This is a genomic window from Ochrobactrum sp. MYb379 (assembly GCF_037479515.1).
In the GTDB taxonomy this organism is placed as follows: domain Bacteria; phylum Pseudomonadota; class Alphaproteobacteria; order Rhizobiales; family Rhizobiaceae; genus Brucella.
Map to the genome: position 1 here is coordinate 19047 of NZ_JBBGYW010000016.1, position 26129 is coordinate 45175.

Sequence of the window (26129 nt, forward strand, 5' to 3'; positions counted from 1 at the left end):
TTGTTGGCAGTCATATCACCTACGGTTTACATGGAGCTGTTCCCAACAACCTGAAGCGTTTCCATGGCGATGATCCGTTCTTCGTCGGTAGCAAGAACAAACGCAGCTGCACGGCTCGAGTTGGTGGTGATCCGGAAAGCATTTCGATTGTTGGCACTGGTATTAAGATCGATGCCCAGCCAAGAGAGGCGTCGGCAAACCGAAGCGCGAATCTCTGGCTGGTGTTCCCCAATTCCGGCAGTGAAAATCAGCGCATCAAGACCACCAAGCGTGGAAACAAGACGGGCAATTTCACCAGCTATACGCAGAGTGAATACTTCAAGAGCCTCACGGGCCTGCGGTGCGTTGCTTTCAAGGAGATCGCGTGTATCTCCGCTTATTCCCGAAAGTCCGAAAAGGCCCGAGCGATGATAGAGCAAATCTGATAGAGCATCTGGAAGCATGTTCTCTTGTTGGAGAAAATAAAGAAGCAAGCCCGGGTCCAGTGTCCCGCAACGGGTCGCCATGGGAATACCGTCCAGTGTTGAGAAGCTCATGCTGGTATCCATACTTTTGCCTCCTTCGATAGCGCAAAGGCTGGCTCCGCTACCCAAATGGGCGACTACTATCCTTCCAACAGAAAGCTTGGGCTCCTTTTGGGAAAAACTGCCGATTATCGATTTATAGGAGAGGCCATGAAAGCCATATCGCTTTAAGCCACGCTCGTGGAATTCACACGGAAGCGCGAAGCGGCGAATCACTTCCGGGATGGTTTGATGAAACGCGGTGTCAAAGGATACGGTTTGCTTGATGTGCGGAAAGAGTCTTTGGATCGCTTTGATCAAAGCGACGCTCTTCGCTTGGTGCAACGGAGCAAAACCTGACAATCTTTCGATTGCGTTGATGTGCTTATCATCGACCAAGATTGGCTGGATGAATTGGTCACCGCCGAAAACCACCCGGTGGCCAACTGCCAGCATACGGGAGAGATTTGTATGCGTCGAGAGCCTCGAGAAAAGTTCTTCAACGATTACAGCGACCTCATCTGCACCAGATGTATCTAATACGATATCTAAGTTGCAAAGTTCTCCCCGTAAGCGAAAGGTTAAGGGTGAGCCGTTCAGATCGATCTCACCTCTGGAGAATTTTACGATCTGTTCCCCATCATAGGCGAAAAAACCGATTTTCACGCTGGAAGAACCGGCATTGAAAGTAATCAGCTGCTTATCCAAGCCGCATTTCCTTTGCTTCAGATCGATTACACTAGCACAATGCTATTTAGATTATTGTTCTCACGCTCCGTTTTAAGAATTTTAGTCCGAAATTCTTGCCGACACCATAGGCAATAACAGCTCTGAAATTACTGCGCATTGTTTGAGATCAAATTAAATCAGAGCTTTTTTGATCTCAGGTTCGATATGCACAGTCAGGCATGCACGTGCCATCGATTTCAATCGTGTGTGCAAAGCCGTCCTTTGTGCGGATATACTGCAATAAAGCGGTGTTTCTGTGAGTTGATCGCTTCGTTCACGCTTAAGAGCGAGCTCGACGGCCCACGGATCCTTCGAAAAATGGATCTTCCTTGAATATGGTTGCCAGACCTAGGCGCAAAGGTCTACTTTGAACAGGATACATTCGCGATGGTTTTTTCCTAAAGCGAAGCGGAATTTGACGTCTGTAATCTGGTAGAACTGATATTAGAAGAATACCCGAATTGGTTTTAGACTGATCTAGGGGCGGGCTCATGGCACTTGGCAGAGAAAGCATGAAGAAGCCACAAACAGGGAGCCGGTTTGAGTTTCTTTGATCACGATTAAAACAGCACCCCTTGTCGCGTGTGGGGCCGGGACTGATTACTGGGGTGGCGGACGATGACCCCAGTGGAATTGCAACCTATTCTCAGGCTGGCGCTCAGTTCGGTTTCAATATGCTGTGGACCATGCCTGTTGCCTTCCCGCTGATGGCGGCAATGCAATCCATGTGCGGTCGCATTGACAGCGTGACAGGAAGGGGCTTGGCCGCCAATATCAAGCTGACCTATCCGCCGATTGTTGTCAGAAGCGTTGTCTTGCTGCGGTTAATCGCCAACATACTTAATATAGCCTCCGATGTCGCAGCCATGGGTGAAGTTGCCGAACTGGTCAGTGGTGTCGACCGCCATCTGATGACAGCCTTATTTGTAGTTGCGACGCTCTTGCTTCAAATCTTCGTCCCGTATCATCGCTATGTCTATTTCCTTAAGTGGCTAACACTCTCCTTACTGGCGTATGCCGGTGTTTTATTCGCTGTGCACGTTCCGTGGGCGGAAGTGGCGCGGCGCACGATGTGGCCGACATTTGCCCTGGATTCTAATTCCGCTGCCATGATCGTCGGTGTTTTCGGCACTACGATCAGTCCTTATCTTTTTTTCTGGCAAGCTTCAGAGGAAGTAGAAGAAATGCATGGAGAAATAATGAAGCTCCACTTTCAAGGGATGCTGCGGCCGCCCCTAGGGAGCTTCGGCGCATCCGCTGGGATACTTGGAGTGGTATGCTATACTCCAACGTCACGGCCTTTTTTATAATACTGGCTACCGCATTCACATTGAACGTACAGGGCATAACAAACATTGAAACCGCGGCCCAAGCAGCCTCTGCGCTTAAGCCACTGGCGGGCAATTTTGCCTATATTCTGTTCGCACTCGGCATTCTTGGTGTCGGTCTCATTGGCGTGCCGGTGCTGGCCGGATCCGGTGCTTACGCATTATCTGAGGCTCTGGGTTGGAAATCCGGTCTTGAACTCAAAGCAACTGACGCACGGGGCTTTTACGGCGTTATCACAGTTAGTGTTTTGCTCGCTCTTGTAATTCAGTATTCGCCTATAAGTCCCATGAAGGCTTTGTTTTGGAGCGCGGTAATAAACGGGGTTGTGGCCGTTCCTTTGATGGTAGTGGTCATTCTGATTGCTTCAAGTAAATCCGTGATGGGCGCCTACCGAGTAGGGTTACCGCTTATAATTTTGGGCTGGATCGCAACCCTGGTAATGGGAGTCGCCGCGGTGGCGATGTTTATACCTTGATGGCCATTTAAATCCAAGATTGTTGCCAAGCGGAGACACAATGTTTTCCCTGTTTTCATTCCAAGGCCGTATTGGACGGCTTTCTTATCTTGCGATAACAATCCCTCTCGCCGGCTTTGGTGCATCGATCACTTTCTAGACGTAATTTGATCTTTGAAGTTGGCTTTTATGTTGTCGTTTGCTTGACGCGGACGGAATCCGGGCGAGCGCATACCAACTTCCGATTGAGAATGCTGCAACGGCGTGAAGCTTCCGCCTGCTGATTGATGAATGAACGCGCGTTCAAACGATGACCGCCGTTTTGCTTATAACGGCTCATGGTGGTTTCAACCAAGGAACGTTTTCCGTAATTATTGTCTGTTTGCCATCGCATGCGGCCGTCTGTGTCAACGCTGTTCACATGTGCTTCACGCTGTGTCGGTGGGCCGTGGATTTCTTTGATGATAGATTGCGGACGAGGCGGAATGACAATCTTTGCTGACGCGCTGTGCTGCCTGATTTTATAGTAAGACGACTGACCATCATACGCCCCATCTGCGGTGAATTGGTCTATCGGTGTTTGTATTTGATCAAGCAAGCTTTCAAGCTGACTGACGTCACTTGTATTCTGATCGGTAAGCACTTCGGCAACGATGTCACCACTGTCAGCATCAATGGCTATATGCAGCTTGCGCCATTGTCTACGGGCTTTCACACCGTGCTTTTCCTCAAGCCATTGGCCCGTGCCAAAGATCTTCAAGCCTGTGCTATCAACAATGACATGCAAGGGACAATCTGATGATCTACTACTGGCCGCTTGCTGCATATTCCTACGCCAATGACCAGACCGCCGACTTAAAGTCGTGTGATCCGGGACAGGCAGTTTCAGCCGCATCAACTTGAAAAGAGATGTCATAAATCCTTCGATTTGGCGCAGTGGAAGTCCAAACACCAGCCCCAATGTCAAAACGGTTTCAATCGCCATATCTGAATAGCGGGGCTGGCCACCACGTGCGCTTCTCTTCACCGCATGCCATGCTGCAATAGCTTCATCGCTCATCCAGAAGGTAATGCTGCCGCGCTGACGTAAGCCTGCTTCATACTCCCGCCAGTTCTTCAGTTTGAACTTTTGCTTGCCGATGTGGTGACGGCGATTGGCATTATGTTTGAACGGCATCGCGACAGTGTCCCGTTGTCAGAAACTGACCAAATATCCGATACTCATGAATAATTTGGACATAAAACGCGATCGCTGCACCAAAGCTCTTTCGCTCCATTGGAGCATTGCAGTATTTCGTATCTATCTTTTCAGCCACCCGAAACCATTTTCTTCAAGCAAGTTCAAACCGTTCAGCGGGCTTAATCCGAGCGCATCGTATGAATGAGATCGCTGAATGGAACGCCACAGCGCATAAGCTTGCGTAAAATCCACTGGCCCGCGTCAGCACGCGCCTACTTCAAACAATGTGACAGCACCCAATAATTCATTATTATTATCCCGCCGTTGTCGTTGTTTGCCTTTCAATTATTTCAAAGCCCAAGTCCATATGACTCGGCTTTATATTTTCTTCTTCTTGGCCTTTTTCAAGGTAACTAAGCAGCAACTCTCCCGTTTTTCTCCCAATTTTCGCTGCGTCGACACGTATTGTTGTTATTGCTGGTACGCATTGGCGCGCAATATCGAAATCACCAAAGCCCATCAGTGAGAGTTGCTCGGGAACTTTAATTTCCCGGCGATGGCACTCCATTAGCGCGCCAAACGCCGAAATATCTGACACAGCAAAGACCGCTTCCACATCGGGCGCAAGCTCAAGCAGAGTGGATATGGTGCGTGCGCCGTGATCATGTGAAACGGGCGCTGTCCCCTTGCGTATGATCAATCGGTCATTGACACCTGCCTCGCGCAAAACGGAGGCAAAACCCAACAATCGGCTTTCGCCACGTAAGTCGATAGCGTCCGCGTCTGTACGTGAACCGATTGCGCCGATGCGTCGATGTCCAAGAGACAAGAGGTGGCGAGCGGCAGCGCGCCCGACTTCATAGTTGGAAAATCCGACCGAGTGATCAATCGGCTTGTCGGGCTTACCCCATATTTCAACAATCGGAATGTCAGCTCTCAGGAGCATTTCTGTGGCGGCTTTTGTGTGCACTGTACCGGCTATCACGATAGCATCAGGGCGCCGCTCTAACATCGCGCGAATGATGCGCTCTTCTTCCTCAAGCTTATACATCGTGAAGCCGATTAATAGCTGATAGCCTTTTGGTCGTAGCGCCTCTGCCAATCCCTGTGCGGTATCGGCAAAATTTGAGTTGGTGAGTGTGGGCAGTATTGCTGTTATGAAATTCGTACGTCTCGACGAAAGACTGCCGGCTACTCTGTCCGGAACATAGCTTAGTTGATTAATCGCTTCCATCACACGCTTGCGTGTGGCTTCAGACACGAGCTCAGGGTCAGCTAGAACGCGCGAGACAGTCATTTGAGATACGCCCGCGAGACGGGAAACATCCCGCATCGTTGCTTTTCGTTGGGGCGAGGCGATCATTATCAATCCTGTCCAGTCAGTTGGGTTATCAGGCAGTCTGTGTCTCATCGGTAGTTGGGATTTGTCGGTAAACGACATGATAGAAACGTCCGTCGAACATTTCCATCATCCTGTCTGTGATAACGCGTCCTTCAAGCCGTACGGGTGAAGCCAAAGCTTCTTCAACTGCTTCGATGGATGGATAATCTATTTCCTGCACCATGGCGATAGGTGGCGAGCCAGGGTCAACATTCAGCATTCGCATCACCCGCACGGCCTTTGCGTTTGGCATACGTTTCCAAACAGGAAGCAATTGCTCTTTTACAATTGCAAAGAATTCTTCTTCGCGCCCGGGGTGGATGGTGCCTTCGAAAATTGCTGAACGAGTATGCATGCTGAGTTCCTATATTGAGATTTCGTATTGCAATGATATCGATAACATGCACTATTACAAGGGGGAAGAATGTCAGTAAGACTTTGTCCGATTTAGCAAAAGTTACAGCATCAAATGCTCTTAAGTGGCCTTGTTTGGTGTCTTTGTGTGGGAAAATTTAAGGAATTGACTAAAATTTTTCTGGTAGTGCATTATGAATGTTATCGAAAACATCAAATGTAATTCCTATTGTAATCGAATGGTAAGTTTCAACGTATAGCGATGACATCTTGTTTTTACTCAAGGAGGATTGGGTAAATGCGGGAATTTGGAGGAGAAATTATGCGTATTCTGAAAGCAGTTCGTAATATTGCCATGGGTTTGACCTTGGCTGGTATCGTCGGTATGTCCGCCACAGCAGATGCAAATGCCGTGTCATTAAGTGACATTGTGGGTCGGGGAAATGTCAAGATTGGTGTGCTGACTGGCGCTCCGCCCATGGGTATGATCGATGAAAAGGGCAACCCAACTGGCTATGACGTCGATGTCGCCAATCTATTGGGAACCTATCTCAATCTGCCTGTTGAGTTGGTTCCGCTGACCCCACCTGCGCGTATTCCAGCACTCCAGACAGGTAAGGTTGATTTCCTTGTTGCAACGCTGTCACCAACCGGCGAACGCGCGAAGACTGTGATGTTCACTCAGCCTTACAACGCGTTTAATATGGATATTATTTCCGGCCCTGATCAGAATTTTGCAAAGCTGGAAGATTTGGCAGGCAAGAGAGTTTCGGTTAACCGCGGCTCTACTCAGGAAACAGCCCTCCGTAAGGCGGGCGTAGAAGGTCTTGAAATCGTCGTTTATGAAGACGATTCGACAAGCGCGCAGGCGTTGATTGCCGGGCAAGTGGATGCAGTGGCGCTACCCTCCACCGTTGGCGAAGCGATCATCAAACAGCGCCCAGAAGCGGGGATGAAGGTCGGCTTCACATTTTTCCAGCAGGGCAATTCTATGGCAACCAAGCTTGAGGATTTCGAGCTGCGTCAGTGGCTTAATACGGCAATCTATCTCATGAAGATTTCGGGCGATTTAGACGAGATCGCTGTGAAATGGACAGGCCGTCCGATGCCGGATCTTCCATCGTTCTGATTGTTTGTTCCCTGGGTGCGTTAAGGCGCTCTCAACGTACCGAGGGAACTTCCATATCCTTGCATCGAAATACCCGCACAAGCGCTGACATACAGCGGGAGGCCAGACCATGTCCTACACGTTTCAGTTTGGAGTCATCGCCCAATATCAAGATGTTCTGATTTCTGGTATTTGGCTGACGATCAAACTTTCAATTATGTCAATCGTTCTTGGCTGCGCAGGTGGCATTGTCTTTGCGTCATTGCGCTCGATGAACAGTGGCATAATTCGATTTTTGATCAACTCTTATGTCGAAATCGTTCGCAATACGCCGTTTCTGGTGCAGTTGTTCATCATCTATTTCGGTTTGCCAGCAATAGGTTTTCGCGTCGGCGCGGAAGTTGCGGCGCTTATCGGTATGACTATTAATCTCACAGCCTACTCGACCGAAATTATTCGATCAGGGATTGAGGCAGTGCATAAGTCGCAGATTGAAGCAGGCGAAGCGCTTGGCTTCACGCGACTGCAAATTTATCGCCATGTGATCATTCTGCCGGCTTTAGCAAAAGTTTACCCGGCTTTGTGCAGCCAGTTCGTTTTGATGATGCTGGCATCCAGTGTTTGCTCGGTGATTTCTACCCAAGAACTTGCCGCATCTGGAGCCTTCGTTGAATCGCAAACTTATCGGTCATTCGAAGTTTATATAGTCGTCACACTGATCTACTTGCTGCTGGCCTTATGCTTACGTGCGCTGCTGGCACTGGTCGGTCTCTGGCTGTTTGGCCGACGCGTTGCGCGCCGTTCCATCGTCGCTATTCCGGAGGCTTCAGCATGACCTTTAGAACTTTCGGACCTGACGAATTTCTCTTTCTGCTGACGGGCTTGCAATGGACGGTATTGTTGACTGTTATTGCCTTGATTGGCGGTGGCATTACCGGCTTCCTGATCGCTCTTGCACGCGTGTCAACGCTGAAATGGTTGCGGGTAGTTGCTGGCACCTATATCCAGATTATTCAGGGTATTCCGGTGCTGATGATCCTGTTTCTTTCTTATTATGGTTTGAGTCTTGCCGGGTTTGATCTGCATCCTCTTTTGGCCGCAGGTGCATCGATGTCAGTTTATGCATCGGGCTATCTGGCAGAAATCTGGCGTGGCTGCATTCAGTCGGTGCCTAAGCCGCAATGGGAAGCTTCCGAGTCTCTCGCGATGACGAGGGTGCAGCAGTTTCGCTATGTTATCCTACCGCAGGCCGTCCGCATATCACTGCCATCAACTGTCGGTTTTGCCGTGCAGGTGGTCAAGAACACGTCGATTGCTTCGATCATTGGCTTTGTCGAATTGGCTCGTGCAGGCACGCTCATCAATAATGCAACATTCCAGCCATTCCGCGTTTTTATCGTGGTAGCCGCGCTCTACTTCGCCGTTTGCTACCCACTTTCATTATTCTCGCGTTGGCTGGAAAGGAGGCTCAATGTCTGAAGTCGTCATCAACAATGTCTATAAAAGTTTCGGTAATGTTGAAGTTCTCAAGGGAGTTTCGCTGACCGTTGAACGCGGCGAAGTCTTTGCTTTGATTGGTCGTTCAGGTTCGGGAAAAAGCACACTCCTGCGCTGTATCAATGGATTGGAAAAAATCAATTCCGGCGAAATCGAGATTGCAGGGCACAAGGTGTCAAGCGATGCCGCACAATTGCGCAAACTGCGCAAGGACGTTGGTATCGTCTTCCAGAGCTACAACCTGTTTCCCCATCTCACGGTTGGCCAAAATATCATGCTCGCACCGAAAATCGTGAAGGATATACCGAAGGCTGAAGCGCATAAAAAAGCCGAAGAGGTTTTGAAGCTTGTTGGTCTTTCGGAAAAATTTGATGCCTATCCTGATCAATTGTCAGGCGGTCAGCAGCAGCGTGTCGCAATTGCACGGTCTTTGGCGATGCAGCCCAAGGTGATGCTGTTTGATGAAGTGACTTCCGCGCTTGACCCTGAGCTTACCGAAGAAGTGCTCAATGTGATGGAAGAACTGGCGCGTGGTGGCATGACCATGATCTTGGTCACCCATGAAATGGCTTTTGCGCGGCGCGTCGCAACGCAGACGATTTTCATGCATCAGGGAAAGATTTGGGAAGAGGGGCCATCAGCGGAGCTGTTTGCCAACCCTCAGACACCGGAGCTTCGCCAGTTCGTGAAGTCAGACGTAAAATAACGCATCCAAACAGTGAATGAAGAGACACATTATGTTAGTAGAAATACTCCAGCTTTGCCCTTTGACCCCCGCAATGGAGCAAAGCCTGAATGAACAATACAAAGTCCATCGCTGGTTTGAGATTGCGGATCAGGACGCGTTTCTGAACGAACACGGTTCTAAGATTAAAGCTGTTGTCACCGGCGGTCATATCGGAATTCCAAATGAACTGGCTGATCGCTTGCCCGCGCTTGAAATCGTTGCCATTAATGGTGTTGGCTTTGATAAGGTTGACCTGCCAAAGGCTCGGCACCGCGGCTATCGCGTTACAAACACCCCTGATGTTCTAACTACAGATGTGGCTGACACCGCACTCGGTTTGATTATCGCGCAGGCGCGTCACATAGCGATCGCAGATGCCCATGTTCGCAAAGGAAACTGGCCAAAAACAGAAATCGGCCTTGGAGCCCGAGTTAGTGGGCGACGCTATGGTGTCTTTGGTCTGGGTCGCATTGGAAAAGCAATTGCCAAGCGATTGGAAGGTTTTGAGGGCCAGATCAGCTATACTGGTAGGGCCAAGCAGAATGTTGACTATGACTACTACGCAAGCTTGATTGAGCTTGCAAAGAACTGTGACGTGCTGGTGGTTGCCGCTGCGGCGAGCGCTGAAACACGCCATGCAATAAATGCCGACGTTCTGACGGCACTTGGGCCTGATGGTATTCTTATCAACATCGCGCGCGGAGCGTTGGTGGACGAATTAGCATTGGTTAAGGCGTTGCAATTGGGCATGCTTGGTGGTGCAGGACTTGATGTTTTTGAAGACGAGCCAAACGTGCCTGTCGAACTATATGACATGCGGAACGTCGTTCTCACACCGCATATCGGTAGTGCTACACATCAGACACGCAAAGCCATGGCCGATCTGGTATTGGCAAACTTAAACGCCCATTTCAGTGGCAAAGACCCGGTAACATCGGTCGTTTAGCAAACGCAGTATGGAAAAGGCGGCCATTGGCCGCCTTATTTTATGAAAGTTTGCCATCCAGCAAACGCATCATCTCGGCGGAATCTTTATCGCCCAATCCTGCCGCGCACAGCAAGCGATGTATTTCGATAACTTGGCCAGTCATAGGCAGAGGGGTCTTCGTCTTCATGGCAAAAGCCTGAAGTGAGTCCAGATCTTTAAGCATATTGTCGATGCGGCCTGTGGGGCTGTAGTCGCGCGCTGCAAATTTTCCCATAAACTCCTGCATTATGCGGCTATCAGCGCGTCCACCAGCCAGTGCCTGTGGGATGACCGACGGGTCAACACCACCGGCTTCCGCAAGCTTGACCGCCTCTGCAACGGCTTGAAATGCCACAGCGCAGAAAAGCTGATTGATAAGTTTGGTTGTCTGTCCCGCGCCGCTCGGTCCCATTAAAGTGTAATTCGAACTGAGATGTTGCATCACGGTATACGTATGATCGAAGTCTTCTTTCTCACCGCCAGCAACAATCGTCAACTGGCCGGAAAGTGCACGTGGAGCGCCGCCTGACAGCGGACAGTCGACCCATTTCATGCCGGTATCGGACGCCAGTTGTTGTGCCATTCTTGCGGTCTCTGCAGGGTCGATAGATGACATGTCTATCAGCGTTTTCCCCACTTCAGCAGTTGTAGCAACGCCGTTTTCACCGAAAACCACATTACGAACAATGTTCGCATGATTGAGGCTTAGGATAACAAAATCGCTGTCCTTGGTAGCCTCCGCAGGAGAGCCTGATGCGATGGCGCCTTTTTCGGCAAGTTGCGCGACTTTGTCTTTATCGAGATCGAAAACTCTCACCCGATTGCCTGTCTCCATGAGCCGGGTGGCAATCGCCGTTCCCATAATACCAGCACCGATAACAGCCACATTCGAAGTTCTGCTCATCAACCTTCTCCCATGATTGACACAAACTCTGTGCTTAAACGCTGGCCGTCATGCCGCCATCGACATGGAGCACCTGACCGTTGACGAAAGAGGAAGCGCTGCTGCTTAGATAGACCGCAGCTCCGACCAGTTCCTCGACATTACCCCAGCGGCCCGCCGGGGTGCGCTTTTCCAGCCAGCCCGTAAATTCAGGATTATCAACAAGTGCCTGATTGAGTGGCGTCTTAAAGTAACCCGGCGCAATTGCATTAATCTGGAGGCCGTATTTGGCCCAGTCGGTCGCCATGCCGCGTGTCAGGTTGCGCACTGCGCCTTTTGTGGCCGTATAAGGTGCGATAGACGGTCGGGCGAGTTCGCTTTGAACTGACGCTATATTAATGATTTTGCCTTCTTTACGACCGATCATATGACGCGCCACGGCTTTGCCGACATAAAAAACGCTGGAAACATTGGTCGCAAGCAGTTGTAGCCATTTGTCTTCCGGAAAATCTTCAAGCGGTGAACGATGCTGCATTCCCGCATTGTTAACGAGAATTTCGATCGGCCCGATGTTGCGCTCTATTGCGTCTATTCCTGCTTTAACGGCGTCGCTTTCAGTCACATCGAAGGTGGAGATATGCGCTTTGTGGCCTGCATCAATCAGGGTCTTAACAGCAGTTTCCACCTTGGCCTCATCACGACCATTGATAATCACCTCCGCGCCGTGCTCGGCCAACCCCTTGGCGAGTGCAAGACCAATCCCCTGGCTTGAACCCGTTATCAGGGCCAGTTTACCCGAAAGGTCGAATAGCGGAAATGTCATGAATTCCTCCCAGATTTATTAATGCGATGAATGATCATTTATAGGTTGTTCTTGCATAAATGTTATCGATAACATATGCAAGTTAGATCAGGGAGAAGTGTATGAAAACTGTCGTCATTCACGCCGCAAAAGACCTCAGAATTGAGGAGCGCAAACCCGATCCTGTAGGCTCAGGTCAGGTGGAGATTGCCATTCAAGCGGGTGGCATTTGTGGGTCGGATCTACATTACTATAATCACGGTGGCATCGGTGCGATCCGGCTGCGCGAGCCAATGATCCTCGGGCATGAAATTGCGGGAACCGTCACGGCTCTGGGAAGCGGTGTCGTGAATGTTGCTGTTGGTGATCGGGTAGCGGTCTCGCCAAGCAGGCCGTGCGGTGCCTGTCAGTATTGTCTTGCAGGCTTGCAGAACCACTGCTTGAATATGCGCTTTTATGGTAGCGCTATGCCTATGCCTCATATTCAGGGTGCATTTCGTCAGACACTGGTTGCTGAAAGCTGGCAATGCCATAAGGTGGATGATGGCATATCCATTCACGAAGCGGCCTTTGCCGAGCCACTAGCTGTTACACTTCATGCTGTGTCGCGTGCCGGATCGTTGCTGAACAAGCGCGTTCTTGTGACTGGATGTGGACCAATAGGTGCTTTGATTATCATTGCTGCTCGTGCTCATGGTGCTCGTGAAATTGTGGCAACGGACGTGATGGAGCCAGTTCTGAACAAGGTGCGCGACATTGGAGCAGACCGCACCATCAATGTTGCTGATAATCCTGAGCAGCTTGCAAGTTATACTGCAAATAAGGGCTATTTCGACGTCATGTTTGAAGCCTCGGGCAATGAACGCGCCATGCGTGCCGGGCTTGAAGTGCTTAAGCCGCGTGGGATTCTGGTTCAGGTGGGGCTCGGCGGTGACGTATCGATTCCGCAGAATATTGTCGTTTCAAAAGAAATCGATATGCGCGGCTCATTCCGTTTTCACGCGGAGTTTGAACTTGCAGTGGATATGCTCAATCGCAAGACAGTCGATGTGAAACCTCTTCTGAGTTTCGTTTATCCACTTGAGGGTGTGCTTGAGGCTTTTGAGGCCGCAGGAGACCGAATCCGATCTATGAAAGTTCAGTTAAGCTTTTAAGACCTGCATCCCGAAACGCTAACGAATTTGATACTTTCATCAGTCAAGTTACGAGGAATCCCAAAGGCTTATGAGAAGTATTCTTGGGGGCGTTTAGGAGGAATCTATGAAAATTACGGCGCTGGAAACTGTGCGTGTAGCAGAACGCGCGAACCTGCTTTGGGTTCTTGTTCATACGGACGAGGGGATCACTGGGCTTGGCGAAACGTTTTTCGGTGCGCAAACTGTTGAAGCTTACATCCATGAATATGTTGCACCGCGGGTCATTGGACGCGATCCTCTGGAAATCGACCGTTTGGCGTCCGATCTTGTGGGATATGTCGGCTTTCGTTCATCGGGCGCGGAAGTGCGCGGCAACTCGGCTTTTGATATCGCTTTGTGGGACATTTTCGGGAAGGCGACTAACCAGCCAATAGCGCAGCTTCTGGGCGGCTTTACGCGCCGGGAAATCCGAACATACAACACGTGCGCAGGCACAGAATATATCAAGAAAGCAACCGGCCAGACCACAGTCAATTATGGCCTTTCGACCGGTCGTGATTATGATGATCTGAATGGCTTTTTGCACAGGGCTGATGAGTTGGCCCAATCTCTTCTTGAAGAGGGCATTACGGCTATGAAAATCTGGCCTTTCGATGCGGCTGCGGAAAATACGCGCGGACAGTATATTGCATCGACGGATATGAAATTGGCGCTTGAGCCTTTTGATAAAATCCGTAAAGCTGTCGGCGATCGTATCGATATCATGGTGGAGTTTCACTCCATGTGGCAGCTTTTGCCGGCCATGCAGATCGCGAAGGCGCTGACGCCTTATGGCACTTTCTGGCATGAAGACCCCATCAAGATGGACAGTCTTTCCAGTCTCAAGCGCTATGCCGAAGTTTCTCCCGCGCCCATTTCCGCATCTGAAACGCTGGCCTCGCGATGGGGCTTTCGCGATTATCTTGAAACCGGTGTTGCGGGTATCGTCATGCTGGATATTTCCTGGTGCGGAGGGTTGTCGGAGGCCCGGAAAATTGCATCAATGGCTGAAGCCTGGCATCTGCCTGTCGCACCTCATGATTGCACCGGCCCGGTGGTTTTATGTGCATCAACCCACCTTTCACTGAATGCGCCGAACGCGTTGGTGCAAGAGAGTGTCCGCGCCTTTTATCGGACTTGGTATCGTGATCTTGTCACCGCTCTTCCAGAGGTAAAGAACGGTATGATTACAGTGCCGCCCGGCGCAGGCCTTGGCATGGAGTTAAATCCAGAACTCGATAAAGCATTCACAGTGAGCCGCCGTATTTCAAATGCGACCTCGATTTGATGTCGAAAAATAACTGATAGTTCTGATTGGAAGCTTGATGCCTATCACCACTCAACAACAGCGCGGTATTGCAGTCCCGGCAATAGTCGGCCCTGCGCTCATGCTCTTGGGCATGCTGATGTTTGCATTAAATGACGCTATGGGAAAGTGGCTTGTGGCCAGTTACAGCGTGGGTCAGGTCATATTGATCCGCAGCCTTGCAGCGCTTGTCATTCTCGCCCCTTTTCTTTGGAGGTCCGGGCTGCAACCCATTGTAAAAGCAGAGAAACCGCTTCTGCAGGCAGCGCGCGTTTTCTTTTCGACCCTTGAGGTTTTCGCGTTTTACTATGCTGTCATGTATTTGCCTCTGGCTGACGTCATGACATATTGGCTGGCCGCACCAATTTACGTTGCAGCGGCTTCACCATTCCTGCTTGGAGAAAAGGTTGGCTGGCGTCGCTGGACGGCTATCGGGATCGGCTTTGTGGGTGTCATTATCGCGCTCAATCCGTCCAGCGCCATTTTTACTGCGCCAGCAATCATCTCGATCTTAGGCACCATCGCCTTTGCGTTCATGATGATCTCAGGCCGCAGCCTGCGCGCGACACCGGACAAGACGCTCGTTTTCTTCCAATTGATGGGTGCGCTTATAGCAGGTGTCATTTTTGCCCCACTTGATTGGCGACCTCTGGGGGCACCGACTGAAATCGCTCTTATGCTGCTTTTGGGCATCGTGGCGATGGCGGCTCATATGCTCGTCAACCGTGCGCTTAAAATCTCCGATGCAGCAACAGTAGCTCCGCTTCAATATACGCTTCTGCTATGGGCAGTGCTATTTGGCTGGATGTTCTTTGGGGATATTCCAAAAACCAGCATGATGGTTGGCGCAGCGCTGATTGTCGGATCTGGATTGTTTATTTTCTTCCGCGAGCAGCGCATTAAAGCATAATCCGATTGGAGTGCAATGCGCTCTCAACCCGATGCGGTTCAGAACGTAAATGGATGGGTGATCCCGTCCATGAAATCCTCCGATAAAAGAGCCCGCGGTGAGAATTCACCGCGGGCTCTTTTGCGTTTGAACTGAGACTTACTTGCGCAGATCAGCAAGGATGCTCTGAGCACGTTCCACGATATCTGGCCCGATGTCAGCTTTGTGCTTTTCGTAAATCACCTGAGACTTTTCAAGAATACGTGCCTGTTCTTCTGGCGCAATGGTGTTGAACTTCACACCAGCAGCTTCGATTTTTTCAAGTGACTTCTTGTTGAGATCAGCGATCACGCTACGCTCGACATCCCGACCAACGCCAGCGCATTCCTTCAGAGCAGCCTGTTCTTCAGGAGAATAGGTGTTGAAGATCGGCTTGGAGAATAAGAAAAGGAAAGGTGTGTAGGCGTGTTTTGTTTCCGAAACAAAGCCCTGCACCTCATAAAACTTGGATGTGTCGATGGTCACATAGGGGTTTTCCTGTGCATCAATCGCCTTTGTTTCCAGTGCAGAGAAAACTTCGCCAAATGCCATTGGCGTGGCATTCGCACCAAAATTTTTAAATGTATCGAGGAAGATATTGTTCTGCATAACGCGAACCTTCATACCTTCAAGATCTTCCCATTTGTTGATGGGATGCTTGGAGTTTGACAGGTTGCGAAAGCCATTTTCCCAATAACCAAGATTGACCAGACCAGCTTCGTCGAGCTTCTCATTCAACAAATCGCCGAATTCACCATCCATGACGGTATAGGCTTCATCGGCGCTCGAGAACAGGAACGGAAGATCGAAGACACCAAGCGCTGGAACAATTCCAACCAGAGGCGAAGAGGACGTGACAACAGCTTCCTGAACGCCAGAACGCAGCGCCTGAGTTGCCTGGAGGTCCCCGCCCAAAGCGCCACCCCAGAATGCCGTCAGCTTCAGCTTGCCATCCGATTTTTCATCAAGACAAGCCTGCATGGCCTTGATGCCGTTTCCGACCGGGTGATCAGCATTGATACCATTAGAAACGCGGATGTTGCGACTTTTGAATTCAGCCTGTGCCGGTCCAACAGCAAAAGTGACTGCGGCAGAAACGAGTGCTGTTGTTGCGATTAGAAATTTTCTCATGAGTATCCTCCCAGATTTAGAGAAAGTAAAAGAGCGCCAGCAGCTTAATAGAGCCAACTGGCAGGAACGAGAACGAGACTTGGGAACAGAACCAAAAGGAACAATACGCAAATCTCCGCAAGCAAGAATGGCCAAACGCCTTTTATGACACGACCGAGCGGAACGCGGCCAACGCCGGAAACGACGTTCAACACAACTCCAACCGGTGGGGTTAGAAGGCCGATAGATGTATTCATGATGAAGAGAACGCCGAAATAGACAGGATCAATGCCGGCTTTCAGAATAATCGGCATCAAAACCGGTGTTAAGATCAGGATCGTCGGTGTCAGGTCAAGTGCTGTACCTACAACCAGAACCAGAAGCATGATGACGAAGAGCAACAAAGTCGGACGGTCGATCAGCGGTTCGATGTAATTGCTAATCTCAGCCGGAATATTCGCCGCTGTAATAAGCCATGCAGACACGAGGGCCGCGCATACGAGGAACATAACCACAGATGTTGTTTTCGCGGCCCGAAGAAACACGTGACCAAGATCAGTAATCTTGAGTTCGCGGTAAATGAACATGCCAACGAAAAGTGCATACATGGCAGCAACCACAGCGGCTTCAGTTGGCGTTACGACCCCGGCCTTGATGCCACCCAGAATGATGAGGGGCATACCAAGCGCCCATGCGGCACGACCACTGGCTTTCAGGCGTTCCTTTCCTGAAACGCGTGGAAGAGTTTCGACCTTGTCCTTACGAACAACCAACAACCAGGTGATGATGAGCGACATCCCCATCAGAATGCCGGGGAATATACCAGCCATGAATAGCTTTGTAATGGAGACATTGGCGGCTACGCCAAATACGATAAAGGCCATCGAAGGTGGAATGACCGGTGCAATAATACCGCCTGCTGCGATAAGCCCCGCAGATCGTGGAACATTATAACCGGCTTTAGCCATCATCGGAATGAGAATTGCAGCGAGAGCTGCAGTGTCAGCAGCTGCGGAGCCAGAAATCGACGCCATGATGATCGCGGCAAAAATAGCCACGATGCCAAGTCCACCGCGAATATGACCAACGCAGGCAATTGCGAAGTCAATGATACGTTTGGACAGACCGCCCGAGTTCATCAACTCACCGGCAAGAATGAAAAACGGAATAGCCAGTAGTGTGAATGTGTCGGCGCCGGCGATCATGTTCTGCGCAATAATCTGCGAATTGAACATGTCCATGTGCCACATCAGGGCGACACCGCAGAGCATAAGCGCAAACGCGACCGGCACACCGATGGCCATAGCGCCGATGAGCGATCCTATGAATACGAGAAGAGTCATCAGGCGCGCTCCGATAGTTTTTCAATACTTGTATGTTCACCGGCGAAGGCAGAAATTTCTTCTTCGGTGACGCGGCCCGTTATAATGCGGAACAATCTTTCAAGCGAAATCAGGAAAATACCGGCACCGGTAAACAGTCCGATGCCGTAAACCCAGCCCATGGAAAGACCGCTCACAGGCGCGACCATTGAGGTGTTAATCGGAAGTTGTTGCCAGGTTCCCATAAAGAGAATTGCAGACACGCCCATGATGACCAGATTGGAAGCGCCCATAAGGACAACTCTGCCGGTTCGGCTGAAGCGTGAAACCACCGTTTCGACACCCATATGCAAGTTCTCACGGTGTGCAACGACGGCGCCAATAAATGTTAGCCAGACAAAAAAGTATCGTGACATTTCATCAGAAATGGCAATGCCGGAATTCATGCCATATCGTAGGACGACATTGACGAATACCATCAGCGCCATGCTTGCTAGCGCCAAAATCATAAGCAGCGCCAGAAATTGGAAAAACAGATCAGTTAGCTTCTTGATCATGACATCATGCCTTTTGTATCCGGTGCAGAGACCCGGTCGAACAAAATGGCATTTTGCATGTTGGCAGGCAAAATTTTGAGTGCACTCAGTGAATGCTCTGAATTCAAGCGACCCTCCTCCCGATAGCGTTCCTTCAATGGAAAGCTACAAATAATTGTTTCCTGTCTCCGGCACAGAAACACATACTACTTAATGTTCAGCGACACTGAGGTCGCCGACTGACCTTCTCCTCCACATGGAACAAGGCTATACTCATTTTATAAGACAGCGGCCTCCAAAACCGACTTTGCCTTATTGTCAGGATGTCTGACAACCGTGTCAACTGTTTAGTTAGAGTTTGTTTCCCTGTCCAGAACTCAAATTACGTGTTCAGTGATCGTCTGTTCCAGCTTAACTTAACCGTTTGTCTGCATTATCAGCGGACCCGCAAAAAACAACGATAGCGATTGACGGTCGCTCCGCGCTTCATAGCAACGCATGCAGCGCGCATGTGTATATTCTTCAGGCGCTTGTTTGAGAGTTCACAGGTAAGCTCAATTGGCAGCCCGGATTCATCACGTGAGCAGGATCAATCGCAGTCATGATCTTGTTCAGCAACTGCCTGTGAATATCAGGCAAGCGTTTTTCAAAATCTGGACGCTTCAGACGACCAATCCCATGCTCTGCACTGATTGAGCCTTCATAACGTTCGAGCACATCATTGATAATGTTTTTGGCTGCATAAATGCAGGCATCAATCTCTTTACGATCAAGCATCAGGGGCGGCAGAACATTGAGGTGAACATTGCCGTCGCCAACATGACCGTAAGACACGCAAATGCAGTCTGGAAGAGAAGCATAAACGGCAGCTTCTGCGTCACGGACAAAATCGGCGAGGCGCGACAATGGCACAGAAACGTCTGTCCGCAGATGAGGCCCACGCTTGGCCTGACCTTCATTCATTCCTTCGCGGAACAGCCAAAGTTTACGGGATTGGTCATGCGAAGTTGCAATGACCCCGTCGACAACAAGACCATCCTGCATGACGTTTTCAAGAAAGCATTGCATTAGATCTTCAATATTGATCAGACCCGACCCGGAAATTTCCATGAGCACATAGGCCGGATAATTCCCGTCCATCGGCATGGCCAAATCAGGCATTGCTTCTCGTGCCAGAGTGAAGGCAAGGGGGGGCATGAATTCGAAAGCCGACATCAAGTCGCAACAATCGTATCTTGCTCGGCGATAGAGCGCTATGGCATCATCAAGGGAATTCAGGCCGAGCAGCGCGGTCGTGACCTGTTCGGGATGCGGCATAAGCTTGACGGCTACGGCTGTAATGATGCCCATAGTGCCCTCAGCACCGATGAACAGCTGCTTCAGGTCTATGCCGCGGTTATCTTTTCGCAGCGTTGAAAGGCCATCGAAGATGGAGCCATCCGGCAGCACAACTTCTAGACCGAGGACGAGTTCACGCGTCATGCCATAGCGCAGCACATTAATGCCGCCTGCATTGGTGGACACATTGCCGCCGATGCGACAAGACCCCTGTGCGCCCAGCGCGAGTGGAAAGAACATTCCAGCCGCTTCAACCCTGTCCTTGAACTCCGACAGAATGCAGCCAGCCTCGGCGACTGCCGAAAAATCATCGGCATCAATGCTGCGCACGGTTGTCATGCGCTCAAGGCTTAGAACAACCTGCGTTGTAGGGGAATCGGGTATTGCTCCAAGCACAAGACCGGTATTGCCGCCTTGCGGGACAATGGAAAGTCCACGCGCGCTCACCGCTTGAACGCATGCGGACACATCTTGTGTCGAGCGCGGACGCAGCACCGCAAGAGCACTGCTAATTACATCATCGTGCCAATCCCGGCAAAAGCGATCCGTATCGTTGCCGGAAAGAACAAGGTCTGCTCCCAATTGAGCGATCAGCGCCTGCACATGATCTGATGCGATGTCAGCGGCGCTCGTGGGTCTGATTTCCAGTTGCATGATTCCTCCAGCCTCTTGCTTGCCTTATTCGATGATGCAGAGGGCAAATTCTTAAGTTTTGGTTTTCAAGCGCATGATATAAGGTTATCAGACAACCTTACAAATACTTTTTCGAGCTTGTGGTGTTGGAGCACACGGAGTCGAATAAGATCTGTCGTGGAGGAGAAGATAATGCATATTATGATTATAGGCGCGGCAGGTATGGTCGGCCGCAAGCTGTCGCAGCGATTGGTTAAAGATGGCGGCCTTGATGGCAAGTCAATCCAAACACTTACGCTGATCGATGCCGTAAAGCCGGAATCGCCTGCAGGTTTTACGGGCAAGGTCAGGCTTGAAAGTCGCGATTTTTCTGTACCCGGCACCGCTGAGAAGCTGATCGAAACACGCCCAGATATCATTTTTCATCTGGCGGCCATTGTTTCGGGCGAAGCAGAGCTTGATTTTGATAAGGGCTACCGGATCAATCTCGATGGTACGCGTCTTCTCTTTGATGCCGTTCGCCAAGCGCATATGGAAGACGGCTATTTTCCGCGCATTGTTTTCACGTCATCAATTGCAGTTGTCGGCGCGCCACTGCCGTTTCCTATTCCCGATGAGTTCCACCTGACGCCACTGACCAGTTATGGCACTCAGAAGACAATCTGCGAGTTGCTGTTGTCGGATTATACGCGGCGCGGCTTTTTCGATGGCATTGGTATCCGCTTGCCGACGATTTGCATTCGTCCGGGCAAGCCCAATGCCGCCGCATCAGGCTTCTTCTCGAATATCTTGCGTGAGCCCTTGATCGGGCAGGAAGCCGTGTTGCCGGTATCCGAAGACGTTCGTCATTGGCATGCCTCGCCGCGCTCTGCCGTTGGCTTTCTCATTCATGGGGCGACGATGGATCTTCAGCGCGTTGGAGCACGCCGCAATTTGTTTATGCCGGGCCTTTCCGTTACCGTCGGAGAACAGATCGAAGCATTACGCCGTATCGCCGGTGAAAAAGCGGTCGCGCTTATTCGTCGCGAGCCGGATGAGATGATCATAAAGATGTGTGAGGGATGGGCGCCGGGTTTTGAAGCCAAGCGCGCGCGCGCGTTGGGCTTTGAGGCAGAAACCTCATTTGACCAGATTATTCATGCTCATGTTGAGGATGAGCTTGGAGGTTCGCTTTGACGCGCAAGATTGCTTTCCTTGGCACAGGGCTTATGGGCGCGCCAATGGTTCGACGCCTGCTTTGCGCTGGTTATAGCGTTTCTGTGTGGAATCGCGATAACTTCAAGGCCGAGCCCTTGGCTCAAAATGGTGCGATTGTCGCCACAAGTGCTGTTGACGCGGTTAAAGACGCTGATCTGGTTTTTACAATGCTTTCCGATGGTAAAGCGGTCGGCGCGGTGCTGTTTGATGGGGGCGTTGCAGCCGCGCTTAAGGCGGGTACAGTTGTCATTGATACTTCGTCTATCGCTCCACCGATTGCGCGGGAACATGCGCAGCATTTGAATGCAATGGGTATCCGGCATATTGATTGCCCTGTTTCCGGCGGGACTGTCGGAGCAGAGGCAGGAACCCTTGCACTCATGGCTGGTGGTGATGGGGCACTTGTTGAAGAACTGGCGGATGTGTTTGCAGCTCTTGGCCGCGTTACGCATGTTGGGCCTTCGGGTGCGGGGCAGATATGCAAGCTTGCCAACCAGCAGATTGTTGCAATCACCATCGGTGCCGTTGCTGAAGCCATGATGCTGGTGGAAGCCGGAGGTGCGGATCGCAGCAAGTTTCGCGATGCCATTCGCGGTGGCTTTGCGGAAAGCCGCATTCTGGAACTGCATGGCAAACGCATGGTAGAGCGCCGTTTTGAGCTGGGTGGACCTTCGCGATTGCAGCTGAAAGATCTGGATGCTGTGGCGGCAATGGCTGAAAGCCTTTCCCTTCATTTGCCTTTGACAGAAGATGTCCGCGGTGAATTCCGTGCGTTCGTTGAATCCGGTCACGGTGAAACGGACCATTCGGGCTTGTTGCTGTATCTGGAGAAGCTCAACAATCGTGACCATGAGGAATGCCAATGAATGACGATCGGAACACGCCGCGTCGGCTACGCTCTCAGGATTGGTTTGATAATCCCGATCATCTGGATTTGACAGCGCTCTATCTTGAGCGTTTCATGAATTACGGCACTACGCCGGAAGAGCTGCGTTCGGGCAAGCCGATCATTGGGATTGCCCAGTCTGGCAGTGATCTCAATCCCTGTAACCGTCATCATCTTGATCTTGCGAAGCGTATCCGCGATGGTATCCGTGACGCAGGTGGCATTGTCATTGAGTTTCCAAGTCATCCCCTGTTTGAAAACTGCAAGCGCCCAACGGCAGCACTGGATCGAAATCTGGCCTATTTGACGCTTGTGGAAATCCTTTATGGATATCCGCTGGATGGCGTTGTTCTAACGACAGGTTGCGATAAAACCACGCCATCCGCATTGATGGCTGCTTCGACTGTGGATATTCCGGCAATCGTGTTTTCTGGCGGCCCTATGCTCGATGGCTGGCATGAGGGCAAGCTTGTCGGCTCCGGTACAGTGATATGGCAGTCGCGCCGCAAATATGCAGCTGGAGAAATCACCAAGGAAGAATTCCTTGAAGCGGCGCTGAGTTCTGCATCGTCCGTTGGCCACTGCAATACGATGGGGACGGCATCCACCATGAATGCCATAGCTGAGGCGCTTGGCATGTCGCTCACCGGTTGCGCTGCTATCCCGGCCGCTTATCGCGAGCGCGCTCAGATGGCCTATCGAACGGGCCGTCGCGCAGTCGAACTGGTGCTGGAAGACATCCGTCCATCCAGTATTATGACGCGCGCATCCTTCATAAATGCGATCAAGGTTAATTCGGCGATTGGCGGATCAACCAATGCCCAACCCCATCTGATGGCGATGGCAAAACACGCCGGTGTGGAACTGCGACCGGACGATTGGCAAGATGAAGGCTTTGATATCCCATTGCTTGCCAATATTCAGCCAGCGGGTGAATATCTAGGCGAGAAATTCCATCGGGCAGGCGGGGTTCCGGCAATCATGTGGGAACTGCTTTCAGCGGGAAAGCTTGATGGGGCCTGTGCAAGTGTTACCGGCAAAACGATTGCTAAAAATCTCGAAGGTCGGGAAACCTCGGACCGCGATGTGATCTACCCCTATGCGCAGCCGCTCAAGGGGAGTGCGGGCTTCCTTGTCATGAAGGGCAATATGTTTGATTTTGCCATCATGAAAACGAGTGTGGTCTCACCGGAATTTCGCGAGCGCTATCTCTCAGAGCCGGGCCGTGAGGGCGTTTTCGATGGTCGTGCTATCGTTTTTGATGGCTCTGAGGATTATCATCAGCGCATCAACGATGCAGCGCTCAATATTGATGAGCGCTGCATTCTGCTCATTCGGGGCGCTGGCCCACTCGGCTGGCCGGGCTCTGCCGAAGTGGTCAATATGCAGCCTCCAGATCACTTGCTGAAACGCGGCATTACCAGTCTGCCGACCATCGGTGACGGTCGCCAATCTGGTACAGCTGACAGTCCATCCATTCTCAACGCTTCACCGGAAAGTGCAGCAGGCGGCGGTTTGGCCTGGGTGCGCAATGGCGATATTATTCGTATCGACTTCAATCAGGGCCGGTGCGATATGTTGGTAGATGATGTTGAGATTGCACGCCGGAAGGCGGATGGCCTTCCGAAGACACCGGCGGATGCGACACCCTGGCAGATGATTTACCGGCAAACCGTCACGCAGCTTGCCGATGGTGCAACCATTCGTGATGCGGAAAAATTTCGCCAGCTCTCGAAGACGCCACCGCGGCATAATCATTAATCTGGATGGATAGATATTTGGTTCGTTAAAAGAACGTCTTGCAGAGTGTCGCTATCTTAAAGCGTGGATCTGAATGAGCAGATCGGCGCTTTAAATTTTTTTGTTCGGAGCATAATTCCATCGATCCTCGCTTCGTTCTGGTATGACTGCGCTCATCATGCACCAAATGTCTGGATGTAACGCGCGAGACGCGGAGTCGTTTGGCGGCCTTGCGTTCTTCAACCTTCATCCACTGTACGGCGGGTATTGTCACTTTAACTGGGCTGCAATTGCCTGTGTGATGGACTAGGCGTAAATTTAGGCGATGCAGACATCCGTTATCAGCTGCAAGCGTCACCGTTTTCTACCTAACATCGTTGCTCATGCGGTATGGCGTTATCTGCGGTTCAATCTCAGTCTGCGTGAAGTTGAGCAAACGCTGCTTGAGCGTGGAATCGACGTGTCATACGAGACAGTTCGTCGTTGGATCGCCAAGTTCCGACCCCAAATCGCATGCAACTTACGGCAGCATCAGGCGCGCCTCAGTGATATTTGGTATCTGGACTAAGTCGTCGTCAAATGCGCTAGAGAGAAACTCTGGCGTGCGGTGGATCAAAACGGCACCGTTCTCGATGAAATCTTGCAGAAGCGGCGTGATAAAGGCGCGGCAAAGGCAGAAGTGGCACCCGGCCTTAACCAGTGTTCGCACAAGGGCCTCAATAATCGGGCCGAGAATAGCCATCTGCCGTTCGGTAAACGGGAACGAACCATGCAAGGCGGCCCCCCTAGCACTAGGCATGTTGCAAAGGTTCGTCTCTATGCACTCAGCGACCCGCAATTGCCTTTCCGTTCCGTCCCGTCGTCGAGCCGCACAAACAATTCGATACCATCGCCTCGAAGCTATCGATGTAGGGAAAATTGCGGCCGGTGTCGCCTGAAGATCTGAGAACCGCTGCCTTTTCCGGCCAGACAAACTTAACGTGACAACGCCATTTAATAGGGGCTCTAGAAACCTAGTTTTTATTAACGGTCGCGAAAAATGACTTCTTAACTGTCCTTTTAATCTTAGTTGCCAACACCAGTTTCGCCTGCGTCCCAAGGTGCTAAACATTCGCTTATGAGTTTTGCAAAGTCTAAGTATTTGGCATGCCGTGGGGAAGATTGCCTCCACACCATGTGTATCTCGCGCGAAGGACCATCGAAAGAAAGCGGCCTTGCTACGACGAGTTTTTCACGTAAGACGTCTGATCTTACATATAGCGCGGGCAGCAAACTAATCCCCATTCTTGCGGCAACCATTTGCCGTAAAGTATCTAAAGTAGCACCAGCATAGTCGGTAACGAAGGATGCCCCGACTTCAGCACACAGGCGATGCATTTGATTATAAACGTCGCCTGAACGATCCATAGAAAGCAAAGTTTGGCCGTTTAAATCTGACGAATTGATTGATGATTGGTGAGCCAGGGGATGGTCATAGGGCATCACGATATGGAATGGTTCGCGCATGAGCATCATTGAAGTGAGTTCTGCATGCTGTGGTTTAGAAGGGATGAGCATGAGATCATGTGCCCCTTCTAACAGCTTCACCGGCAAACTCTCGATGCGGTCTTCCCACACCGAGAGCCGCAGATCAGGATATTTCTTTCGAAGTTTCGGCACAGCAAGCGATAAAACGTAGGCACCCAGTGTCTGCACCACCCCCATTTGGAGTGTTCCGGAAAGCTGTTCATTCTTGGTGCCGCGTGCGATTTCCCGAATATCTTCTGTCTGCGCAATTATCGCGCGAGCCCTTACGGCTATTTCCTCACCAATCGGAGTCAGAAATACGAAGGACCGACTGCGCTCAACCAACTGCACCTGCAACCGTTCTTCAAGTTCTTTAATCTGCGCGCTCAAGGTGGGTTGCGTCACATGGCAAAGGGCCGCAGCTTTGCTGAAGCTTAGCGTGTCTGCAAGGGCAATGAAGTATCGAAGCTGATGCATTTTTGGCATAGAGAATGCTTATAGATTTTACCTATGAGCTTCAATCAAAATAACAATTTTC

The 26129-nt window shown here is 50.9% G+C and carries 24 protein-coding genes and 1 pseudogene; 14 read left to right on the top strand and 11 right to left on the bottom strand.

Translation table 11 applies throughout. The annotated features are described in order from the left end of the window. Positions 1 to 26: 26 nt before the first annotated feature. A complete protein-coding gene (locus WH356_RS20180) occupies positions 27 to 1211 on the bottom strand; it encodes an acetate/propionate family kinase (RefSeq protein WP_339514032.1) in 1185 nt (394 codons plus the stop codon). A 629-nt stretch (positions 1212 to 1840) separates the two neighbouring features. Between WH356_RS20180 and WH356_RS20185 the strand changes: the two genes are divergently transcribed. Further along, positions 1841 to 2542 carry an NRAMP family divalent metal transporter gene (locus WH356_RS20185; protein ID WP_339514034.1) on the top strand — a complete coding sequence of 234 codons (702 nt, stop codon included), beginning with the start codon at positions 1841 to 1843 and terminating at the stop codon, positions 2540 to 2542. Further along, positions 2509 to 3036 carry a divalent metal cation transporter gene (locus WH356_RS20190; RefSeq protein WP_339514036.1) on the top strand — a complete coding sequence of 176 codons (528 nt, stop codon included), beginning with the start codon at positions 2509 to 2511 and terminating at the stop codon, positions 3034 to 3036. Before WH356_RS20185 ends, WH356_RS20190 begins: the two co-directional genes overlap by 34 nt. A gap of 166 nt (positions 3037 to 3202) precedes the next feature. Here the strand turns inward: WH356_RS20190 and WH356_RS20195 are convergent, their stop codons facing one another. The 3 genes from WH356_RS20195 to WH356_RS20205 form a co-directional block, all read right to left on the bottom strand. Beyond that, entirely contained in the window at positions 3203 to 4192 is a 990-nt protein-coding gene (locus WH356_RS20195) for an IS5 family transposase (RefSeq protein WP_339514038.1), read from the bottom strand. A 316-nt stretch (positions 4193 to 4508) separates the two neighbouring features. Continuing rightward, on the bottom strand, positions 4509 to 5528 hold the full coding sequence (locus WH356_RS20200) for a LacI family DNA-binding transcriptional regulator (RefSeq protein WP_339514141.1): 1020 nt from the start codon (positions 5526 to 5528) through the stop codon (positions 4509 to 4511). Positions 5529 to 5586: 58 nt separating this feature from the next. Beyond that, entirely contained in the window at positions 5587 to 5931 is a 345-nt protein-coding gene (locus WH356_RS20205) for a hypothetical protein (RefSeq protein WP_339514040.1), read from the bottom strand. Positions 5932 to 6285: 354 nt separating this feature from the next. On the opposite strand from WH356_RS20205, the gene WH356_RS20210 reads away from it, so the two are divergent. The 5 genes from WH356_RS20210 to WH356_RS20230 all read left to right on the top strand — a co-directional run bounded on the left by WH356_RS20210 (position 6286) and on the right by WH356_RS20230 (position 10208). Next, positions 6286 to 7059 carry a transporter substrate-binding domain-containing protein gene (locus WH356_RS20210; RefSeq protein ID WP_445253706.1) on the top strand — a complete coding sequence of 258 codons (774 nt, stop codon included), beginning with the start codon at positions 6286 to 6288 and terminating at the stop codon, positions 7057 to 7059. Between the two features lie 109 nt (positions 7060 to 7168). Beyond that, positions 7169 to 7873 carry an amino acid ABC transporter permease gene (locus WH356_RS20215; RefSeq protein WP_339514044.1) on the top strand — a complete coding sequence of 235 codons (705 nt, stop codon included), beginning with the start codon at positions 7169 to 7171 and terminating at the stop codon, positions 7871 to 7873. After that, positions 7870 to 8517 carry an amino acid ABC transporter permease gene (locus WH356_RS20220; RefSeq protein ID WP_339514046.1) on the top strand — a complete coding sequence of 216 codons (648 nt, stop codon included), beginning with the start codon at positions 7870 to 7872 and terminating at the stop codon, positions 8515 to 8517. Before WH356_RS20215 ends, WH356_RS20220 begins: the two co-directional genes overlap by 4 nt. Continuing rightward, a complete protein-coding gene (locus WH356_RS20225; protein WP_339514048.1) occupies positions 8510 to 9241 on the top strand; it encodes an amino acid ABC transporter ATP-binding protein in 732 nt (243 codons plus the stop codon). Before WH356_RS20220 ends, WH356_RS20225 begins: the two co-directional genes overlap by 8 nt. Before the next feature lie 31 nt (positions 9242 to 9272). After that, positions 9273 to 10208 carry a 2-hydroxyacid dehydrogenase gene (locus WH356_RS20230; RefSeq protein WP_339514050.1) on the top strand — a complete coding sequence of 312 codons (936 nt, stop codon included), beginning with the start codon at positions 9273 to 9275 and terminating at the stop codon, positions 10206 to 10208. Between the two features lie 40 nt (positions 10209 to 10248). Here the strand turns inward: WH356_RS20230 and WH356_RS20235 are convergent, their stop codons facing one another. After that, the gene (locus tag WH356_RS20235) at positions 10249 to 11133 is read right to left on the bottom strand and encodes an NAD(P)-dependent oxidoreductase (protein WP_339514052.1); all 885 of its coding nucleotides are present in this window, start codon (positions 11131 to 11133) and stop codon (positions 10249 to 10251) included. Positions 11134 to 11167: 34 nt separating this feature from the next. Beyond that, positions 11168 to 11935 carry an SDR family oxidoreductase gene (locus tag WH356_RS20240; protein ID WP_339514054.1) on the bottom strand — a complete coding sequence of 256 codons (768 nt, stop codon included), beginning with the start codon at positions 11933 to 11935 and terminating at the stop codon, positions 11168 to 11170. Between the two features lie 101 nt (positions 11936 to 12036). On the opposite strand from WH356_RS20240, the gene WH356_RS20245 reads away from it, so the two are divergent. The 3 genes from WH356_RS20245 (at position 12037) to WH356_RS20255 (ending at position 15305) form a co-directional block, all read left to right on the top strand. Next, positions 12037 to 13068, top strand: coding sequence for an L-idonate 5-dehydrogenase (locus tag WH356_RS20245; protein ID WP_339514055.1), 1032 nt, complete (start codon positions 12037 to 12039; stop codon positions 13066 to 13068). Positions 13069 to 13174: 106 nt separating this feature from the next. Further along, entirely contained in the window at positions 13175 to 14377 is a 1203-nt protein-coding gene (locus tag WH356_RS20250) for a mandelate racemase/muconate lactonizing enzyme family protein (RefSeq protein WP_339514056.1), read from the top strand. Between the two features lie 37 nt (positions 14378 to 14414). Beyond that, the gene (locus WH356_RS20255; RefSeq protein WP_339514058.1) at positions 14415 to 15305 is read left to right on the top strand and encodes a DMT family transporter; all 891 of its coding nucleotides are present in this window, start codon (positions 14415 to 14417) and stop codon (positions 15303 to 15305) included. Positions 15306 to 15443: 138 nt separating this feature from the next. Here WH356_RS20255 and WH356_RS20260 read toward each other — a convergent pair whose 3' ends face one another. The 4 genes from WH356_RS20260 to WH356_RS20275 form a co-directional block, all read right to left on the bottom strand. Next, on the bottom strand, positions 15444 to 16454 hold the full coding sequence (locus WH356_RS20260; protein WP_339514060.1) for a DctP family TRAP transporter solute-binding subunit: 1011 nt from the start codon (positions 16452 to 16454) through the stop codon (positions 15444 to 15446). A gap of 44 nt (positions 16455 to 16498) precedes the next feature. Beyond that, positions 16499 to 17776, bottom strand: a complete 1278-nt coding sequence (locus tag WH356_RS20265; protein ID WP_339514062.1) for a TRAP transporter large permease — start codon at positions 17774 to 17776, stop codon at positions 16499 to 16501. Then, positions 17776 to 18312, bottom strand: coding sequence for a TRAP transporter small permease (locus WH356_RS20270; protein ID WP_445253705.1), 537 nt, complete (start codon positions 18310 to 18312; stop codon positions 17776 to 17778). Before WH356_RS20270 ends, WH356_RS20265 begins: the two co-directional genes overlap by 1 nt. Before the next feature lie 501 nt (positions 18313 to 18813). Further along, the gene (locus WH356_RS20275) at positions 18814 to 20283 is read right to left on the bottom strand and encodes an FAD-binding oxidoreductase (protein ID WP_339514064.1); all 1470 of its coding nucleotides are present in this window, start codon (positions 20281 to 20283) and stop codon (positions 18814 to 18816) included. A 171-nt stretch (positions 20284 to 20454) separates the two neighbouring features. Between WH356_RS20275 and denD the strand changes: the two genes are divergently transcribed. From denD to WH356_RS20295, 4 genes and pseudogenes are all read left to right on the top strand, one after another. Further along, a complete protein-coding gene (gene denD, locus WH356_RS20280; protein WP_339514066.1) occupies positions 20455 to 21438 on the top strand; it encodes a D-erythronate dehydrogenase in 984 nt (327 codons plus the stop codon). Continuing rightward, positions 21435 to 22325 (top strand): NAD(P)-dependent oxidoreductase, encoded by an 891-nt coding sequence (locus WH356_RS20285; RefSeq protein WP_339514068.1) that lies wholly within the window; start codon positions 21435 to 21437, stop codon positions 22323 to 22325. The genes denD and WH356_RS20285 overlap by 4 nt, the downstream gene beginning before the upstream one ends. Beyond that, complete coding sequence (locus WH356_RS20290) at positions 22322 to 24106, top strand: IlvD/Edd family dehydratase (RefSeq protein ID WP_339514070.1); 1785 nt, start codon at positions 22322 to 22324, stop codon at positions 24104 to 24106. The genes WH356_RS20285 and WH356_RS20290 overlap by 4 nt, the downstream gene beginning before the upstream one ends. A gap of 304 nt (positions 24107 to 24410) precedes the next feature. Further along, positions 24411 to 25023, top strand: a pseudogene (locus tag WH356_RS20295) (IS6 family transposase). Positions 25024 to 25150: 127 nt separating this feature from the next. Here the strand turns inward: WH356_RS20295 and WH356_RS20300 are convergent. Further along, positions 25151 to 26077: a LysR family transcriptional regulator gene (locus WH356_RS20300; RefSeq protein WP_339514072.1), complete on the bottom strand. Its 927-nt coding sequence runs from the start codon at positions 26075 to 26077 to the stop codon at positions 25151 to 25153. Positions 26078 to 26129: the final 52 nt, after the last annotated feature.

Coding starts and splice junctions, on each gene's coding strand:
- WH356_RS20240 (WP_339514054.1), bottom strand. CDS start 11,935: ATGACATTTCCGCTATTCGACCTTTCGGGTAAACTGGCCCTGATAACG.
- WH356_RS20190 (WP_339514036.1), top strand. CDS start 2,509: ATGCTATACTCCAACGTCACGGCCTTTTTTATAATACTGGCTACCGCA.
- WH356_RS20300 (WP_339514072.1), bottom strand. CDS start 26,077: ATGCCAAAAATGCATCAGCTTCGATACTTCATTGCCCTTGCAGACACG.
- WH356_RS20290 (WP_339514070.1), top strand. CDS start 22,322: ATGAATGACGATCGGAACACGCCGCGTCGGCTACGCTCTCAGGATTGG.
- WH356_RS20275 (WP_339514064.1), bottom strand. CDS start 20,283: ATGCAACTGGAAATCAGACCCACGAGCGCCGCTGACATCGCATCAGAT.
- WH356_RS20255 (WP_339514058.1), top strand. CDS start 14,415: ATGCCTATCACCACTCAACAACAGCGCGGTATTGCAGTCCCGGCAATA.
- WH356_RS20205 (WP_339514040.1), bottom strand. CDS start 5,931: ATGCATACTCGTTCAGCAATTTTCGAAGGCACCATCCACCCCGGGCGC.
- WH356_RS20215 (WP_339514044.1), top strand. CDS start 7,169: ATGTCCTACACGTTTCAGTTTGGAGTCATCGCCCAATATCAAGATGTT.
- WH356_RS20250 (WP_339514056.1), top strand. CDS start 13,175: ATGAAAATTACGGCGCTGGAAACTGTGCGTGTAGCAGAACGCGCGAAC.
- WH356_RS20265 (WP_339514062.1), bottom strand. CDS start 17,776: ATGACTCTTCTCGTATTCATAGGATCGCTCATCGGCGCTATGGCCATC.
- WH356_RS20230 (WP_339514050.1), top strand. CDS start 9,273: ATGTTAGTAGAAATACTCCAGCTTTGCCCTTTGACCCCCGCAATGGAG.
- WH356_RS20220 (WP_339514046.1), top strand. CDS start 7,870: ATGACCTTTAGAACTTTCGGACCTGACGAATTTCTCTTTCTGCTGACG.
- WH356_RS20260 (WP_339514060.1), bottom strand. CDS start 16,454: ATGAGAAAATTTCTAATCGCAACAACAGCACTCGTTTCTGCCGCAGTC.
- WH356_RS20245 (WP_339514055.1), top strand. CDS start 12,037: ATGAAAACTGTCGTCATTCACGCCGCAAAAGACCTCAGAATTGAGGAG.
- WH356_RS20195 (WP_339514038.1), bottom strand. CDS start 4,192: ATGCCGTTCAAACATAATGCCAATCGCCGTCACCACATCGGCAAGCAA.
- WH356_RS20235 (WP_339514052.1), bottom strand. CDS start 11,133: ATGAGCAGAACTTCGAATGTGGCTGTTATCGGTGCTGGTATTATGGGA.
- WH356_RS20270 (WP_445253705.1), bottom strand. CDS start 18,312: ATGATCAAGAAGCTAACTGATCTGTTTTTCCAATTTCTGGCGCTGCTT.
- WH356_RS20200 (WP_339514141.1), bottom strand. CDS start 5,528: ATGCGGGATGTTTCCCGTCTCGCGGGCGTATCTCAAATGACTGTCTCG.
- denD (WP_339514066.1), top strand. CDS start 20,455: ATGCATATTATGATTATAGGCGCGGCAGGTATGGTCGGCCGCAAGCTG.
- WH356_RS20225 (WP_339514048.1), top strand. CDS start 8,510: ATGTCTGAAGTCGTCATCAACAATGTCTATAAAAGTTTCGGTAATGTT.
- WH356_RS20210 (WP_445253706.1), top strand. CDS start 6,286: ATGGGTTTGACCTTGGCTGGTATCGTCGGTATGTCCGCCACAGCAGAT.